The sequence below is a fragment of the Paraburkholderia metrosideri genome (assembly GCF_904848625.1).
Taxonomy (GTDB): domain Bacteria; phylum Pseudomonadota; class Gammaproteobacteria; order Burkholderiales; family Burkholderiaceae; genus Paraburkholderia; species Paraburkholderia metrosideri.
Genome location: NZ_CAJHCP010000012.1, coordinates 113098 through 127883, shown reverse-complemented (window position 1 = coordinate 127883; position 14786 = coordinate 113098). Strand labels below are relative to the sequence as shown.

14 protein-coding genes are annotated in these 14786 nt (G+C 61.2%); 12 read left to right on the top strand and 2 right to left on the bottom strand.

The features are described 5' to 3' along the window. Position 1 precedes the first annotated feature (1 nt). From LMG28727_RS25480 to LMG28727_RS25435, 10 genes are all read left to right on the top strand, one after another. Complete coding sequence (locus LMG28727_RS25480; protein ID WP_201645077.1) at positions 2-715, top strand: phosphoribosylanthranilate isomerase; 714 nt, start codon at positions 2-4, stop codon at positions 713-715. A gap of 57 nt (positions 716-772) precedes the next feature. Beyond that, a complete protein-coding gene (gene trpB, locus LMG28727_RS25475; RefSeq protein ID WP_201645076.1) occupies positions 773-1966 on the top strand; it encodes a tryptophan synthase subunit beta in 1194 nt (397 codons plus the stop codon). Positions 1967-1977: 11 nt separating this feature from the next. Next, complete coding sequence (locus LMG28727_RS25470) at positions 1978-2886, top strand: DNA-methyltransferase (protein WP_201645075.1); 909 nt, start codon at positions 1978-1980, stop codon at positions 2884-2886. 64 nt (positions 2887-2950) lie between these two features. Then, positions 2951-3763 (top strand): tryptophan synthase subunit alpha, encoded by an 813-nt coding sequence (gene trpA, locus LMG28727_RS25465; protein WP_201645074.1) that lies wholly within the window; start codon positions 2951-2953, stop codon positions 3761-3763. Between the two features lie 78 nt (positions 3764-3841). Then, the gene (accD, locus tag LMG28727_RS25460; protein WP_201645073.1) at positions 3842-4714 is read left to right on the top strand and encodes an acetyl-CoA carboxylase, carboxyltransferase subunit beta; all 873 of its coding nucleotides are present in this window, start codon (positions 3842-3844) and stop codon (positions 4712-4714) included. A 275-nt stretch (positions 4715-4989) separates the two neighbouring features. Continuing rightward, entirely contained in the window at positions 4990-6300 is a 1311-nt protein-coding gene (gene folC / locus LMG28727_RS25455) for a bifunctional tetrahydrofolate synthase/dihydrofolate synthase (protein ID WP_201645072.1), read from the top strand. Between the two features lie 29 nt (positions 6301-6329). After that, complete coding sequence (locus LMG28727_RS25450) at positions 6330-7250, top strand: SPOR domain-containing protein (RefSeq protein WP_201645071.1); 921 nt, start codon at positions 6330-6332, stop codon at positions 7248-7250. 7 nt (positions 7251-7257) lie between these two features. Continuing rightward, positions 7258-7752: a CvpA family protein gene (locus tag LMG28727_RS25445; RefSeq protein WP_074766695.1), complete on the top strand. Its 495-nt coding sequence runs from the start codon at positions 7258-7260 to the stop codon at positions 7750-7752. A 159-nt stretch (positions 7753-7911) separates the two neighbouring features. After that, complete coding sequence (purF, locus tag LMG28727_RS25440; protein ID WP_201645070.1) at positions 7912-9462, top strand: amidophosphoribosyltransferase; 1551 nt, start codon at positions 7912-7914, stop codon at positions 9460-9462. A gap of 291 nt (positions 9463-9753) precedes the next feature. Next, positions 9754-10944: an O-succinylhomoserine sulfhydrylase gene (locus tag LMG28727_RS25435; protein ID WP_201645069.1), complete on the top strand. Its 1191-nt coding sequence runs from the start codon at positions 9754-9756 to the stop codon at positions 10942-10944. A gap of 142 nt (positions 10945-11086) precedes the next feature. Here the strand turns inward: LMG28727_RS25435 and LMG28727_RS25430 are convergent, their stop codons facing one another. Together LMG28727_RS25430 and LMG28727_RS25425 are read right to left on the bottom strand one after the other, a co-directional pair. Continuing rightward, a complete protein-coding gene (locus tag LMG28727_RS25430) occupies positions 11087-11866 on the bottom strand; it encodes an AraC family transcriptional regulator (protein ID WP_201645068.1) in 780 nt (259 codons plus the stop codon). Between the two features lie 52 nt (positions 11867-11918). Further along, positions 11919-12260 carry an FKBP-type peptidyl-prolyl cis-trans isomerase gene (locus tag LMG28727_RS25425; RefSeq protein WP_074770998.1) on the bottom strand — a complete coding sequence of 114 codons (342 nt, stop codon included), beginning with the start codon at positions 12258-12260 and terminating at the stop codon, positions 11919-11921. Between the two features lie 208 nt (positions 12261-12468). Between LMG28727_RS25425 and LMG28727_RS25420 the strand changes: the two genes are divergently transcribed. Both LMG28727_RS25420 and LMG28727_RS25415 read left to right on the top strand, forming a co-directional pair. Further along, entirely contained in the window at positions 12469-13278 is an 810-nt protein-coding gene (locus LMG28727_RS25420) for a sensor histidine kinase (protein ID WP_201645067.1), read from the top strand. An 87-nt stretch (positions 13279-13365) separates the two neighbouring features. After that, on the top strand, positions 13366-14709 hold the full coding sequence (locus tag LMG28727_RS25415) for a hemolysin family protein (protein ID WP_201645066.1): 1344 nt from the start codon (positions 13366-13368) through the stop codon (positions 14707-14709). Positions 14710-14786: the final 77 nt, after the last annotated feature.

Here is a 14786-nt window from a genome sequence, read left to right as displayed (position 1 = left end):
CATGAAAGCAACCGAAAATCTGGCAAATCCGGCTGATTCCGGCACGCCGCAGCAGCGTGCGCCGCATCGTACGCGGATCAAGTTGTGTGGATTGTCGAAGCCGGAGGACGTCGCGCACGCAATCGATCTCGGCGCAGACGCGATCGGCCTGGTGTTCTACCCGCCAAGCCCACGCTCGGTGAGCGTCGCGCAAGCGGTCGAACTCGTGCACGACGTGCCGCCGTTCGTGTCGGTGGTCGGCCTGTTCGTCAACGCAACGCCCGACTGGGTTAGCGAAGTGGTCAGCAACGTCGGGCTCACGCTGTTGCAGTTCCACGGCGACGAGACCCCCGAGCAGTGCGAAGCGCTTGCCAGCGTTGCGGGTTTGCCTTGGTTGCGTGCATTACGGGTTGCGGCGGATACTCAGCCGGCTGATTTGGTAAAATCAGCTCTTAACTATTCAGCAGCCAGCGGCCTCCTGTTCGACACCCATGTCGAAGGCTATGGCGGCGGCGGGAAGGTTTTCGATTGGTCACTTATTCCAGCAGAGCTCGCGCGTCGGGGCGTTTTGAGTGGTGGGTTGAACGCGCAAAACGTCAGTGACGCGATCCATCGCGTGCGCCCGTACGCGGTCGATGTCTCGAGCGGCATCGAAGTCGCGGGCGCCAAGGGCGTGAAAGATCACGCCCGGATGGCGACGTTTGTACGCGCGGTGCGCGCGGCAGACGTCGAATGATTCAGGCGTGCGGCCTGTTTCCGAAAACCGCACGCCACACTGAGAAGAGTGATCACCATGTATAACTTGCCTGACGAAAGAGGCCATTTCGGCCAATATGGCGGCGTTTTCGTCGCTGAAACGCTGGTTCACGCGCTGACTGAGTTGCGTGAAGCGTACGAAAAATTCCAGAAAGATCCTGAATTCGTCGCCGAATACGAGCGCGAACTGAAGCATTTCGTCGGCCGTCCGTCGCCGATTTATCACGCGAAGCGCTGGAGTGAGATGGTCGGCGGCGCGCAGATTTTCCTCAAGCGTGAAGATCTGAACCACACTGGCGCGCACAAAATCAACAACGTGATTGGCCAGGCATTGCTGGCGAAGCGCATGGGCAAGCCGCGCGTGATTGCGGAAACCGGCGCGGGTCAGCACGGCGTTGCAACGGCAACGATCGCGGCGCGTTTCGGCATGGAATGCGTGGTCTACATGGGCGCGGAAGACGTGCGCCGCCAGGCCGCCAATGTGTACCGGATGAAACTGCTCGGCGCGACTGTCGTGCCGGTCGAATCGGGCTCGCGCACGCTGAAAGACGCGCTGAACGAAGCAATGCGCGACTGGGTGACGAACGTCGAAAGCACGTTCTATATCATCGGCACGGTGGCAGGACCGCATCCGTATCCGATGATGGTGCGGGACTTCCAACGCGTGATCGGCGACGAATGCAAGGTGCAGATGCCCGAGATGGTGGGGCGTCAGCCTGACGCCGTGATCGCGTGTGTTGGCGGCGGTTCGAATGCAATGGGTATCTTTTACCCATACATTGACGACACTTCGGTTCGATTGATTGGTGTCGAGCCGGCCGGCGACGGCATCGAAACCGGCCGCCACGCGGCTTCGCTGCTGGGCGGCACGCCAGGCGTGCTGCACGGCAACCGCACCTATCTGCTGCAGGACGAAAACGGTCAGATCATGGAGACACATTCGGTGTCCGCAGGTCTCGACTACCCGGGCGTTGGTCCCGAACACGCGTGGCTAAAAGACAGCAAACGCGCTGAATACGTCAGTATCACCGACGAAGAAGCGCTTAAGGCGTTCCACGACTGCTGTCGCATCGAAGGCATTATTCCGGCGCTCGAGTCCAGCCATGCGCTGGCGTACGCCGCGAAGCTCGCGCCGACGCTGCCGAAGGACAAGGTCCTTCTGGTCAATTTGTCGGGCCGTGGCGACAAGGACATGCATACGGTCGCTGAGCGATCGGGCATTCAGTTCTGAGCGCCGCGACGATGCGTGACGAGTTCGACGAGCCGCAGCCGGCGATAGAAACTACGAGTCCGGCCACCGAAGTAGCGGTGGCCGAGGCGCCCGCGCCCTTACTGGCGAAGGTGCCTGCCGGCATCCAGCTGTTGAACCGCGATTTTCTGACCGATGTGGCGAACATTCCGGACGGGTCGATCGATCTGATCGTCTGCGATCCGCCTTATGGGTTGGGCAAGGACTACGGCAACGACTCCGACATGCGCACGGGCGAGGACTTTCTCGCGTGGACGCGTGCGTGGCTCGAGCTGGCTGTTCCCAAGCTCAAGCCGTCTGGTTCGCTCTACATTTTCTGCACGTGGCAGTATTCGCCGGAAATCTTCAGCTTTCTGAAGACAAAACTCGTGATGATCAACGAAATCATCTGGGACCGGCGCGTACCGAGCATGGGCGGCACAGTGCGGCGATTCACTTCGGTGCACGACAACATCGGCTTTTTCGCGGTATCGAAGGATTATTTTTTCGATCTCGATCCCGTCCGCATCCCGTACGATGCAGTCACGAAGAAGGCGCGTTCGCGTAAGTTGTTTGAGGGAAGCAAGTGGTTGGAGCTTGGCTATAATCCAAAGGATCTCTGGTCGATATCGCGGCTGCATCGGCAACACGCCGAACGCGTCGCGCATCCGACCCAGAAACCGCTGGAAATCGTCGAGCGCATGGTGCTGTCCAGCTGTCCGAAGGGCGGGCGCGTGCTCGACCCGTTCATGGGCAGCGGTACCACTGCAGTCGCTTGCGTCCGTCATCAGCGTGAATTCGTCGGCTATGAGATCAATGAAAGTTACTGCGCGATAGCGCGCGAGCGCGTGAGCGCCGCCGCAACGCCTCCTGTGTCGCGTCGGGCCAAGGCGAAAACGCAACGGCCGACCGAAGTCCAGTGAGTGACGCGCTGCGCAAGTCAGCGCGCAAGAGTCACGCGCAGTAACCCAAATTCGAGAAAATTCCATGTCCCGTATCAAGAACACGTTTGCCGCGTTGTCCGCTGAAGGTAAGAAAGGCCTGATTCCGTTCATGACCGCCGGCGATCCCGACCCGGCTCGCACGGTCGAATTCATGCACGCGCTCGCCGCTGGCGGCGCCGATGTGATCGAACTTGGCGTGCCGTTTTCCGACCCGATGGCCGACGGGCCGGTGATCCAGCAATCGTCGGAGCGTGCTTTGGCTCACGGCGTGTCGCTGCGCCACGTTCTCGCCGACGTCAAGCGCTTCCGCGAAACCAACGACAAGACGCCAGTCGTGCTGATGGGCTATGCCAATCCGATCGAACGGATGGGTACAGAGGCCTTTGCGAAAGCCGCACAGGAAGCTGGCGTCGATGGCGTACTGGTTGTCGATTACCCGCCGGAAGAGTGTGTTAATTTCGCCGATCAGATGCGATCTGCCGGTATCGATCCGATCTTTCTTCTGGCGCCGACCTCAACGGATGAGCGCATCGCAGAAGTTGGTAAAATTGCGAGCGGCTACGTCTATTACGTGTCGTTGAAAGGCGTGACCGGCTCGGCAAATCTGGACGTTTCCAGCATCGCGAGTAAAATCCCGGCCATCAAGTCGCGCGTACCCCTGCCGGTGGGCGTCGGTTTCGGCATTCGTGACGCGCAAACGGCGCGTTTGGTGGCCGAAGTATCCGATGCCGTCGTGATCGGCAGCCGTATCGTCCAATTGCTCGAACAGGCAGCTCCCGAAACCGCTGCCGAAACGCTCACGCGCTTCATTGCTGAAGTGCGCGGAGCGATCGATAGCGTCGCGATTGCCCGATAACAGTTATTTTGTCGCTGTAGTGTGTGCGGCGGGTTTATCCCGCCGTTTGCACGACTGTTGACCCCAGAAGGATTCAATATGAGCTGGCTCGATAAGCTGCTGCCGCCGAAAATCAAACAGACCGATCCGAAAAGCCGCAAGGGAATTCCGGAAGGTTTGTGGATCAAGTGTCCGTCTTGCGAAGCCGTGCTGTATCGCAACGACGTCGAGGCGAACCTGCATGTTTGCCCGAAGTGCGACCACCACATGCGGATCGGCGCGCGGGAGCGGCTCGACGGCCTGCTCGATCCGGAAGGGCGCTACGAAATTGGCCAGGAAATCGTTCCGGTCGACGCGCTTAAGTTCAAGGACAGTCGTAAGTACCCGGATCGCCTGAAAGAAGCGATGGACGACACCGACGAAACCGACGCAATGGTCGTGATGGGCGGTGCAATCCATACAATTCCGGTCGTGGTCGCGTGCTTCGAGTTTTCGTTCATGGGTGGCTCGATGGGTTCGGTAGTTGGCGAACGCTTCGCGCGCGGTGCACAGAACGCACTCGAACAGAAAGTGCCGTTTATCTGCTTCACCGCTTCGGGCGGCGCGCGGATGCAGGAAAGCCTGCTTTCTCTGATGCAGATGGCGAAGACCACGGCCATGTTGACCAAGCTCGCCGAAGCCAAGCTGCCGTTCATCTCCGTATTGACCGACCCGACTATGGGCGGTGTGTCCGCGAGCTTCGCGTTCCTCGGTGACGTGGTGATCGCCGAGCCGAAGGCGCTGATCGGCTTTGCCGGCCCGCGTGTGATTGAACAAACCGTGCGCGAAAAGCTGCCGGAAGGCTTCCAGCGCGCCGAGTTCCTGCTGACGAAGGGCGCGGTCGATATGATCGTCGACCGTCGCAAGCTGCGTGAAGAAATTGCCCAATTGATGGCGCTTCTGAGCCATCAACCGGCAGACGCGGTCGCGTAAGCGTTCGTTCGCGCAATGGCGGACCGTCGCGTCAGTGGGCGCGGCCGTGTCTGGCCAATAAATCTGTCACAAAAATAGCGCGCCGCGTGAGTGATCAAGCGGCGCGCTGCCATTTCCAGGATAATCACGGTCTCGTTGTGCGGCGGGATCGCCTGCGTGGCTCAAGCGCGGCTTTGTGCGCATAAACTCTGCCCCCGGCGGCATGCCAAAAACCAGCTCAGCCGCCCCGCTCACATTCGCACCACCGCTTAACCGATTTACTCGCGATTCACTCGATGACCACATTCCCTTCCCTCGACGCGTGGCTCACGCACCTTGAATCCGCGCATCCAGTCGGTATCGACATGGGATTGGGCCGTATCTCGCAAGTGCGCGACGCGATGCAATTGTCGTTTGAGTGTCCTGTCATCACAGTCGGCGGGACCAACGGCAAGGGCTCGACGTGCGCGATCCTCGAATCCATTCTGCTGCGCGCGGGTTTCACGGTGGGATGTCACACGTCGCCGCATCTGCTGACGTTCAATGAGCGGGCGAGGGTGAATGGCTCGATGGCGAGCGACGCTGATCTGCTACTGCACTTCGAAGCCGTCGAAGCCGCGCGTTTGAGTCTCGCCGAGCCGGTTTCGCTGACTTACTTCGAGTTCACGACGCTGGCAATCATGAGCCTGTTCGCCTCGCGCAAGCTGGACGCGGTGATTTTCGAAGTTGGCCTGGGCGGCCGGCTCGACGCAGTCAATATCCTCGATGCAGATTGCGCGATCATTACCAGCATCGATATTGATCACACGGAGTATCTCGGCGATACGCGCGAGAAAATTGCCTTCGAAAAGGCGGGCATTTTCCGCCCGGGCAAGCCGGCGATCTGCGCCGATCCGGTGCCGCCGCAATCGTTGATCGATCACGCGGAAAAAATTGGCGCCGAATTGTGGCTATTCGGCCGTGATTTTCGCTACGAAGGCCAGGCGGGCAGCGAGCGCCAGCAATGGAGCTACGTCGGCCCGACCATGCGGCGTTCGGCGCTCGCCTATCCGGCATTGCGAGGCGCAAATCAATTAATCAACACGTCGGCGGCGTTGGCAGGGCTCGAAACGCTGCGTGACCGTTTGCCGGTGTCGGCGCAGGACATCCGTCTCGGCCTCGCCAATGTGGAACTGCCTGGCCGTTTTCAGGTGTTGCCTGGCAAGCCGGCCATCGTGCTGGACGTCGGCCACAATCCGCATGCAGCCGCTGTTTTGTCGCAAAACCTGGGCAATATGGGGTTCTTCCCGTACACCTACGCGGTATTCGGTGCAATGCGCGATAAGGACATTGCGGGCGTGCTGACGCATCTGAAGGGCGATATCGACCATTGGTGCGTAGCCGATTTGCCGACTCCGCGGGCGGCATCGGCGGAACAACTCGAGGCGGCGTTGCGCGAACAGGGTGTCGAGGACAGCGGCGACAGCAGCATTACGCGCTATGCCACTCCGGCAGAGGCTTTCCAAGACGCGCTAAAACGAGCGTCAGAGAATGATAGAATTGTGGTCTTCGGCAGCTTCTACACGGTAGCAGGCGTGATGGCCTACCGTAAATCGCAGCAACACTGAACGGGCGCCAGGCTCGAACCAAGCGATTCATGGGAATTTTCTCGTTCGGCAAGAAAGACGACGCACCTACCCGGCGCGGCGCAAATACCAGTTCCACTCGGGCCGCCCGTGGTGAGCGTGTGGAGCGGCGAACCCGCCGCACCGAGCGCCCCGTCGACGCTGACGCGATGTTGCTCGACCCCACGTTGCCGGAAAAGCAGCGTGCACGGCGTCGGCTCGTTGGCGCAATCGCGCTGGTCGTGGCAGCGGTCATTATTCTGCCGATGGTGCTGGATTCGCATCCAAAACCCGTCACCGACGACATCTCCATCGACATTCCCAGCCGTCCCGCGCCCAAAGTCTCCCGCGCCGTCGAAGACAGCCAGGCCGGCGTAGCGCCCGACAATCCAGCACCCGACGCGGGTCTCGCGGCTTCCGCGCTGGCGCCGACCACGGCGGCCAACTCGGCGCAGAGCGCAACAAAGCAGAGCGCGGACGCGGCCGCATCACCGGCAGCCAAGCTAACGGCGAAATCGCCGGCGCCGGCTATCGCGGCCAACCCGACTCCGGCGGCGCCTGCAACAGCAGCCAAGCCGGCCAGAACGCCGTCCCCGCAACCGGCAGCCACACGTAACACGGAAAACACCGCAGCCGCTGGCGACGAGGACTCGAGCACGGCAGCCGCCAGCGCAAACGCGAATTCCGGCACGCCGGCGTCGCCCGCAGGCAGCCGTTTCGCGGTCCAACTGGGCGCGTTTGCAGATGAATCCAATGCGCGTAACTGGGCTGGCAAGTTGAAAGCGGCGGGGGTGCCCGCATATACCGAACATCGCAAGCAGGCAGACGGCACAACGCTCACGTTGTTGCGCGCCGGCCCGTTTGCCGACCGTGCAGCGGCCACCGCCGCGATTGCAAAGGTTCGCGCGGCCGGCCTGACGTCGGGCTCGAACAGCAACAGCGCAGCGCAGTAAGCCAGCGATGTTCACTGCCTTCGACTACGCTGTAATGGCGGTGATTGGTTTGTCGGCGCTGCGCGGTACGTGGCGCGGGTTTTTGTCGGAGATATTCGGGCTGATCGGCTGGATCGCGGCGTTTTTCATTGCCTGCCGCTTTGTCGGTTATGTGGTGCCGCATATCCCGTCCACGTGGCCCGGCGGCGCGTTGACCCAGTGGCTGGTCGCGTTCGCGCTGGTGGTGATCGGTGTGGTGCTGGTGGTGGGCGTGCTGAACGCGCTGCTGAGCCGCATCGTGCAGGCAACGGGTTTGAGCGGCGTGGACCGCTCGCTCGGTTTAATGTTCGGCCTCGTACGCGGGGTGATTCTGGTGCTGATTCTGGTCGCCCTTGCTGGCTTGACCGAACTCCCGGAACAGGATTTCTGGCGCAACGCCCTGCTTCGCCCCTATGCGGTCGAGGGCGTGCACGTAATGAAACCGCTGCTTCCCGAGACGCTTGCTGCCTACGTCCGAGTGTGACGATCAGGCGAGCGGTCGGAGGAACATAGCAGGACTCCGGCGCAGCCGGGTGCCTTGATGTGACAACGCGCGTAACACCGCGCTTCGTCACATGACTTCGCGACCCTCATCGCAGGCACCGGACGCCATGACGAATTTCGTACCTTTGAAGGACATGCCATGTGCGGCATCGTAGGCGTAGTTTCCCACTCCCCCGTCAATCAGCTGATCTATGACAGCTTGCTGCTCCTGCAGCATCGCGGTCAGGACGCCGCCGGCATCGCGACAGCGAACGGCAGCAATTTCCACATGCACAAGGCGAACGGCATGGTGCGCGACGTGTTCCGCACGCGCAACATGCGCAGCCTGCCGGGCACCACGGGTATCGGCCAGGTCCGTTATCCGACCGCCGGTTCTGCATCGAGCGAAGAAGAAGCCCAGCCGTTCTACGTGAACGCGCCGTTCGGCATCATCCTCGCGCATAACGGCAATCTGACCAACTGGCAGCAGCTGAAAGATGAGATGTTCCGCATCGATCGCCGCCACATCAACACGAATTCCGACACCGAAGTCATGCTCAACGTGCTCGCGCACGAATTGCAGCTGGCCAGCTCGGGTCTGCAACTCGATCCGGCCGCGCTGTTCAAGGCGGTGTCGGGCGTGCATCGCCGGGTGCGGGGTTCGTATGCGATTGTTTCGCTGATCGCCGGTTACGGTCTGCTGGGCTTCCGCGACCCGTTCGGTATCCGTCCGTTGTGCCTCGGCAAGCAGGAAACGGCTGAAGGCGTCGAATGGATTCTGGCGTCGGAATCGGTCGCGATTGAAGGTATCGGCTTCGAATTCGTGCGCGACATCGAGCCGGGTGAAGCGATTTTCATCGATATTGAAGGCAACCTGCACTCGCAGCAATGCGCGACGAACCCGAGCCTGAACCCGTGCATTTTCGAACTCGTGTATCTCGCGCGTCCGGACTCGGTGCTCGACGGCGTGCCGGTCTATAACGTGCGTCTGCGCATGGGCGATTATCTCGCCGAGAAGATCAGGCGCGAGTTGCCCGACGTCGCGATCGACGTCGTGATGCCGATTCCCGATTCGTCCCGTCCGGCCGCGATGCAGGTCGCGAAGAAGTTGGGCGTCGAGTATCGCGAAGGCTTCTTCAAGAACCGTTATGTCGGCCGTACCTTCATCATGCCGGGCCAGGCAGTGCGCAAGAAGTCGGTGCGTCAGAAGCTGAACGCGATGGGCATCGAGTTCAAGGGCAAGAACGTGCTGATCGTCGACGACTCGATCGTGCGCGGCACCACTTCGCATGAAATCGTGCAGATGGCCCGCGATGCAGGCGCGAACAAGGTGATTTTCGCGTCGGCGGCGCCGCCGGTGAAATTCCCGAACGTCTACGGTATCGACATGCCGACACGCGGCGAACTCGTTGCCCACGGCCGTACGGACGAAGAAGTCGCGCGCATGATCGGCGCCGACCACCTCGTGTATCAGGACGTGGAAGCGCTGAAGCAAGCGGTGCGCGACACGAACCCGGCGCTGAAGGAATTCGAAGCGTCGTGTTTCGATGGCAACTACGTGACCGGCGACATCACGACCGAGTACCTCGACCGGATCGAAACCGCGCGTCTCGCACCGTCGTCGCAATCGGATCGTGACGCTGCTAGCGAAGCGATCGACGGTGGTGGCCCGGCGCGTTCGCAACTGCATCTGCAGTTGTCGGTAGGCTAATGAACGCGACCCGCTCGCGGCGTGGTCGTGCACTGCACGTCACATCGCGAGCGTGTTAGCATGACGGCTTGCGTCGATTTGATCTCAGCTTGCGGACGCGGGGCAACCCGAAACAGCTAAAGCGAAGGGTGGAAAAGCCGCACTCATCCGCCTCCGCTCCAGCTTTACCGCACATGAAGCCCGCTTATGCCGACGCAAAAGCGGGCTTTTTTGTTGCTGCCGTTCGTTGTTGCGCTTGTGTTGTCGAGCCGCACCGAACGCAGCCATCGAACATTGGAAACCAGAACCAACATGGACGACTCCCTGAATTTCGATACGCTGGCAGTTCGCTCGGGCACAGCGCGCAGCGACTTCAACGAGCACTCGGAAGCGATTTTCCTGACCTCGAGCTTCGTGTTCGCGAGTGCCGCAGACGCCGCCGTGCGCTTCGCGAACTCCGAAGACAACTTCACCTACTCGCGTTTCACGAATCCGACTGTGTCGATGTTCCAGGACCGGCTGGCCGCGCTCGAAGGCGGCGAGGCGTGTATGGCAACCGCGTCGGGCATGGCCGCGATCATGTCGGTGGTGATGTCGACATTGCAGGCGGGTGATCATCTGGTCAGCTCGCAGGCGCTGTTCGGCTCGACGCTCGGCATGTTCTCGCAGATCTTCAGCAAGTTCGGCATTACGACCACCTTCGTCGATCCGACCGATCTCGATGCATGGCAAAACGCAGTGCGTCCCGAAACGAAGATGTTCTTCCTCGAAACGCCGTCGAACCCGTTGACTGAAGTGTCCGATATCGCCGCGATCAGCAAGATCGCGAAGGCGGCGAACGCAGTGTTCGTGGTCGACAACTGCTTCTGTAGTCCCGCGTTGCAACAGCCGTTGAAGCTTGGCGCGGACGTCGTCATGCATTCGGCCACCAAGTTCCTCGATGGTCAGGGTCGCGTGCTGGGCGGCGCGCTGGTCGGCTCGAAGAAATTCATCATGGAGAAGGTGTTCCCGTTCGTACGTAGCGCCGGGCCGACGCTGTCCGCGTTCAATGCGTGGGTGTTGCTCAAGGGCATGGAAACGCTGTCGTTGCGTGTCGACAAACAGTCGGCGAATGCGCTTGAAATCGCCCGCTGGCTCGAGACGCATCCGGCGGTGAATCGGGTGTTTTACCCGGGGCTGGAGTCGCATCCGCAGCATGCGTTGGCGATGCGTCAGCAGAAGTCGGGCGGCGCGATTCTGTCGTTCGAATTGAAGGGCGATACGCCGGAGCAGATGCGCGCGAATGCATGGCGTGTGATCGACAGCACGAAGATCTGCTCGATCACCGGCAATCTCGGCGACACGCGCACGACCATCACGCATCCGGCCACCACCACGCATGGCCGCGTCACGCCGGAAGCGCGCGCAGCCGCAGGGATCAGCGAAGGGTTGATCCGTCTTGCCGTGGGTCTGGAAAATGCCGGCGATATTCGCAGTGACCTGGAGCGCGGTCTGGCGAGTTGAGTCGTACGGAAGGAAAGGACGCCGAGTTCCAGCGCCTGATGTTTCCTCTTCGAGCGACCACACGCGCCGAAAAAGGAATCGATTTGCAAAGGCGGGCCGTCCTGTTCAGGCGGCTCGCGTCATCAGGCTCTCGCCACACTACTCAATGGCGCAACGCGCGCCACTGCCCTGGTGCCAGCCCGAAACGCCGCGTGAACGCGTGCGTGTACGCGCTCTGATCGCCGAAACCGATTTCCAATGCGATATCCGTCAGCGAAAGACGTGGGTCCGCGAGTAGCGTGATCGACGTGTCCAACCGTAGCCGCTGCAAATAGCGATGCGGTGTTTCGCCGAAAGCGTCGATAAAAAGCTGATGAAAGCGCCGCATGCCAAAGCCGCAATGCGCGGCGAGGTCGGCGATACGCAACGGCTCGGATAAATGCGCGCGCAGCCAGCGGTCGATCCGCGCGAAGTCGAGACCAGCACCGGCGGCCTGCATGCCCGCTGTCGTGCCTGCGTCGGCGACCAATGCGGCGCCCAGGCGGGCCGCTGCGTCCCAATGAAAACGCCGGCTGTCCAGATCGTCGCCCCGTGCGCCGCCCGTGGCGTGCGCCGCGATTCGATGCACGAGTTGCGCGAGCGAAGGGTCGACCGTCACGGCGCGTGCGCGGTCGAACAAACGTTCCGGCACGGCTAGCGACGTAGCCGGCAAATCCAGCACCAGTTGCCGGTTTTCGCCGACACCCGCGTAGTCGTGCCGCGCACCGGCTGGGATCAGCCATGCCGAGCCGGCGTCGATTTGCTGCGCAACGCCGTCTACCGCCATCAGCATTGCGCCGTCGAGCCCGAGCACGACCTGGTGAAAGTCGTGCACGTCCGACGCTTCGATTGCGCCGTAACGGCGCAACGAAACGCTAGGGGCAGTGACGGCAGCGTGGCTCATTGGCGCGGTTCAGCTTGAGCGGCGATGCGCAACAACACAAACAACGAAAAACTTAAACGTCGAGCAATTCGACTTCGAACACGAGCGTCGCATTCGGCGGAATCACGCCGCCTGCACCGCGCACGCCGTAGCCGAGTTGCGGCGGAATGGTCAGCTTGCGCGTGCCGCCGACCTTCATACCTTGCACGCCTTCGTCCCAGCCCTTGATGACCATGCCGCCGCCCAGCACGAATGCGAACGGGTCGTTGCGGTCCTTGCTCGAGTCGAACTTCTGGCCGTCGGTCAGCCAGCCGGTGTAATGCACGCTGACGGTCTTGCCCGCTACGGCTTCTGCGCCGCTGCCTTCAACGATGTCTTCGTACTTCAGGCCGGATTCGGTAGTCACTGTCGACATATGTCGCTCCTCAGTCAAAATCGTAAAAACCGACATTGTAGGCGTGTTGATGGCTTGCCGGCCACGATTGCCCACGAAGGCCGCGTGGCACGCGGATTGCGTGACGGTTGCCGGGCAATTAGCCATCCGGCCAGGCTATTCGTGCCGGATGCCGTGCCTATAATGGGGCTTATTTCAATCATCATGCACTGCCTGAGAGGGCTCGATTGTGACAACGTCTTCTACCGGCGCTGCTGGCGCATCGCCGGCGTCTTCTTCCGGCTTCGCCGTATCCGAACGCACAGCCCATCTTCGGGCGGAAACCGCGCTGTTCATGCGCGATCATGTGCTGTCACTGGTATCGCACGATTTACGTGGTCCGTTGAACGCCATTCATAGCTGGGCCTATGTGCTCGAGCGCAAGCTCGACGCGAACGACCCCAACGCGCAGCGCGCCGTCACCGGCATTCGTAATGGCGTGGACCAGCAGGTGAAGCTGCTGGAATCTATCGTCGACGCGACGCGCGCCGAGACTAAATCGCTGGCGCTCGCCTACGCGCCGTTTCCGCTCCATCCGTTACTCGACGAAACCGCGGAAGAAGTCCGCTCCGGTCTCGCCCGCTCACGCGGCGTGGAAGTGGCGGTCGATTCGCAACTTGCCACCGAACAACTCAATGGCGATCGCGAACGTCTCGCGGCCGCGCTCTGGGTCATGCTTGCATTTGCGGTCGAAGCGAGCGCTGAAGGCGCAGCTGTCAAGCTGACCGCGCACGTGGAAACCGGCGCGTGGCACGCTACCGTCGCATATGATTCAAACGAAGCCGCGCTGAACGATCCGGCGCTGCCTCATCTACTCGAAGCATTTGCGCGTAAGCAGGCAGGCGAGCCGCGCGAAGCGAAGCGGATCGCGTGGGTCTTCGCGTTGTGCAAACGGGTTGCGGAAGCGCACGGCGGCAGTTTCGAGCAAAGCGATACCAGCGGCGGTGAACCAGTCACGCTCACGTTGCGCGTGCCACTGAGCGCAGTCGCGCCGAAGTGAACGCACGCACGCCTGCCGTGCGCGCTTAACTTTTCATCAAGCTTTCACCCTCTATACTGACAACTTTTGTTGCCGGAGCCTTTTGCTTTGATCCAGGTTGTCGCTCTCATTGGTGCGTTGCTTCTCGTTGCCCTCAACGGCTTTTTTGTCGCCGCTGAATTCGGCCTGGTCAAACTCCGGCAGACGCGAGTGCAAAGCCTCGCCACGCGGTACGGTTTGCGCGGACGTTTGCTCGCGAAGGTCCACGGGCGTCTCGACGCTTATCTGTCCGCGTGTCAGTTGGGTATTACGCTCGCGTCGCTCGGGCTTGGCTGGATCGGCGAGCCTGCCTTTGCCGAGTTGATCACGCCGCTGTTCAAGCTGGCCGGCGTGGAATCGGAGCGGTTGATTCACGGCATTTCGCTGTTCTTTGCGTTCTCGTGCATCTCCTTCCTGCACATCGTGGTCGGCGAATTGGCGCCGAAGTCGCTGGCCCTTCGCGAGGCGGAGAAAGTATCGCTGTGGGCCGCGATGCCGCTGTACGGTTTTTACTGGGCGATGTATCCGTTCATCTGGGTGCTGAATTCGAGTGCCAACGCGGTATTGAGAATGGCGGGATTAGACGCCGATCACGGCCACGACTCGCATTACTCAACCGAAGAACTCAAGCTGATTCTGCGTGGCCGGCGCGCGCAAGTCGCGACCGAGATTGGTTCGCCCGAAGACGCTTATAGCCAGGACGAGTGGAACACGATCGCGCATTCGTTGGACTTCTCGCGCATGACGGTGTCGGATCTGATGCGTCCGGCGTTTGAGATGGTCGGCTTGCGGCGCGATCTGCCGTTGCGCGACAACATGCACATCGTCGCGCAGCACCGCTTTAGCCGCTATCCGCTGTTCGACGATGCGTCCGGTGAGCGCGTGACCGGCATGATCCATTTGAAGGATCTGCTGCTCGCGCGTCAGGCGGGCAGTACGCTCGACGATCTGTCGAAATACGCGCGGCCCGTACAGTACGTGAAGCCGGAAATGCCGGCCCTCGAACTGTTCCGGCGCTTCCGCACGGGCGCGCCGCATCTCGCGCTGGTCGGTCACAAGAATGCGAAGCCAATCGGCTTTCTGACGCTCGACAATCTGCTTGGCGCACTGGTCGGGCAGATTCACGACGAGTTCCGTCAGGGTGACGCCGACTGGACGCGCATGGACGACGGCACGTTGATGGGCAAGGGCAGCTTGCCGGTCGTGTCGCTGGAACGCGCGTTGGGGATCGATATCGACGAAGGTAAAGCAGAGTCGGTTGGCGGGCTGGTGATTCAGGCGTTGAACGATTTGCCTTCCGAGGGGCAGCGGGTGGAGTTCGATCGTTTCGACGTGGTGGTCAAGAAAATGAAGGGGCCGCGCATCGTACTCGTGCGTGTGTATCCGCGAATGTTTGATGATGAAGGCGGTTGAAGTACACGTTTGAAGTCCACGCAGCCAGCAAGAAAAGAGCACGCGACCCACGCGTGCTCTTTTTGCTTAAAAGTCCG

What these genes read in the sequence shown, in the direction of transcription:
- LMG28727_RS25480 (WP_201645077.1), top strand. Translation starts at nt 2, where the DNA reads ATGAAAGCAACCGAAAATCTGGCAAATCCGGCTGATTCCGGCACGCCG.
- folC (WP_201645072.1), top strand. Translation starts at nt 4,990, where the DNA reads ATGACCACATTCCCTTCCCTCGACGCGTGGCTCACGCACCTTGAATCC.
- trpA (WP_201645074.1), top strand. Translation starts at nt 2,951, where the DNA reads ATGTCCCGTATCAAGAACACGTTTGCCGCGTTGTCCGCTGAAGGTAAG.
- LMG28727_RS25450 (WP_201645071.1), top strand. Translation starts at nt 6,330, where the DNA reads ATGGGAATTTTCTCGTTCGGCAAGAAAGACGACGCACCTACCCGGCGC.
- purF (WP_201645070.1), top strand. Translation starts at nt 7,912, where the DNA reads ATGTGCGGCATCGTAGGCGTAGTTTCCCACTCCCCCGTCAATCAGCTG.
- LMG28727_RS25470 (WP_201645075.1), top strand. Translation starts at nt 1,978, where the DNA reads ATGCGTGACGAGTTCGACGAGCCGCAGCCGGCGATAGAAACTACGAGT.
- LMG28727_RS25445 (WP_074766695.1), top strand. Translation starts at nt 7,258, where the DNA reads ATGTTCACTGCCTTCGACTACGCTGTAATGGCGGTGATTGGTTTGTCG.
- accD (WP_201645073.1), top strand. Translation starts at nt 3,842, where the DNA reads ATGAGCTGGCTCGATAAGCTGCTGCCGCCGAAAATCAAACAGACCGAT.
- LMG28727_RS25425 (WP_074770998.1), bottom strand. Translation starts at nt 12,260, where the DNA reads ATGTCGACAGTGACTACCGAATCCGGCCTGAAGTACGAAGACATCGTT.
- LMG28727_RS25430 (WP_201645068.1), bottom strand. Translation starts at nt 11,866, where the DNA reads ATGAGCCACGCTGCCGTCACTGCCCCTAGCGTTTCGTTGCGCCGTTAC.
- trpB (WP_201645076.1), top strand. Translation starts at nt 773, where the DNA reads ATGTATAACTTGCCTGACGAAAGAGGCCATTTCGGCCAATATGGCGGC.
- LMG28727_RS25435 (WP_201645069.1), top strand. Translation starts at nt 9,754, where the DNA reads ATGGACGACTCCCTGAATTTCGATACGCTGGCAGTTCGCTCGGGCACA.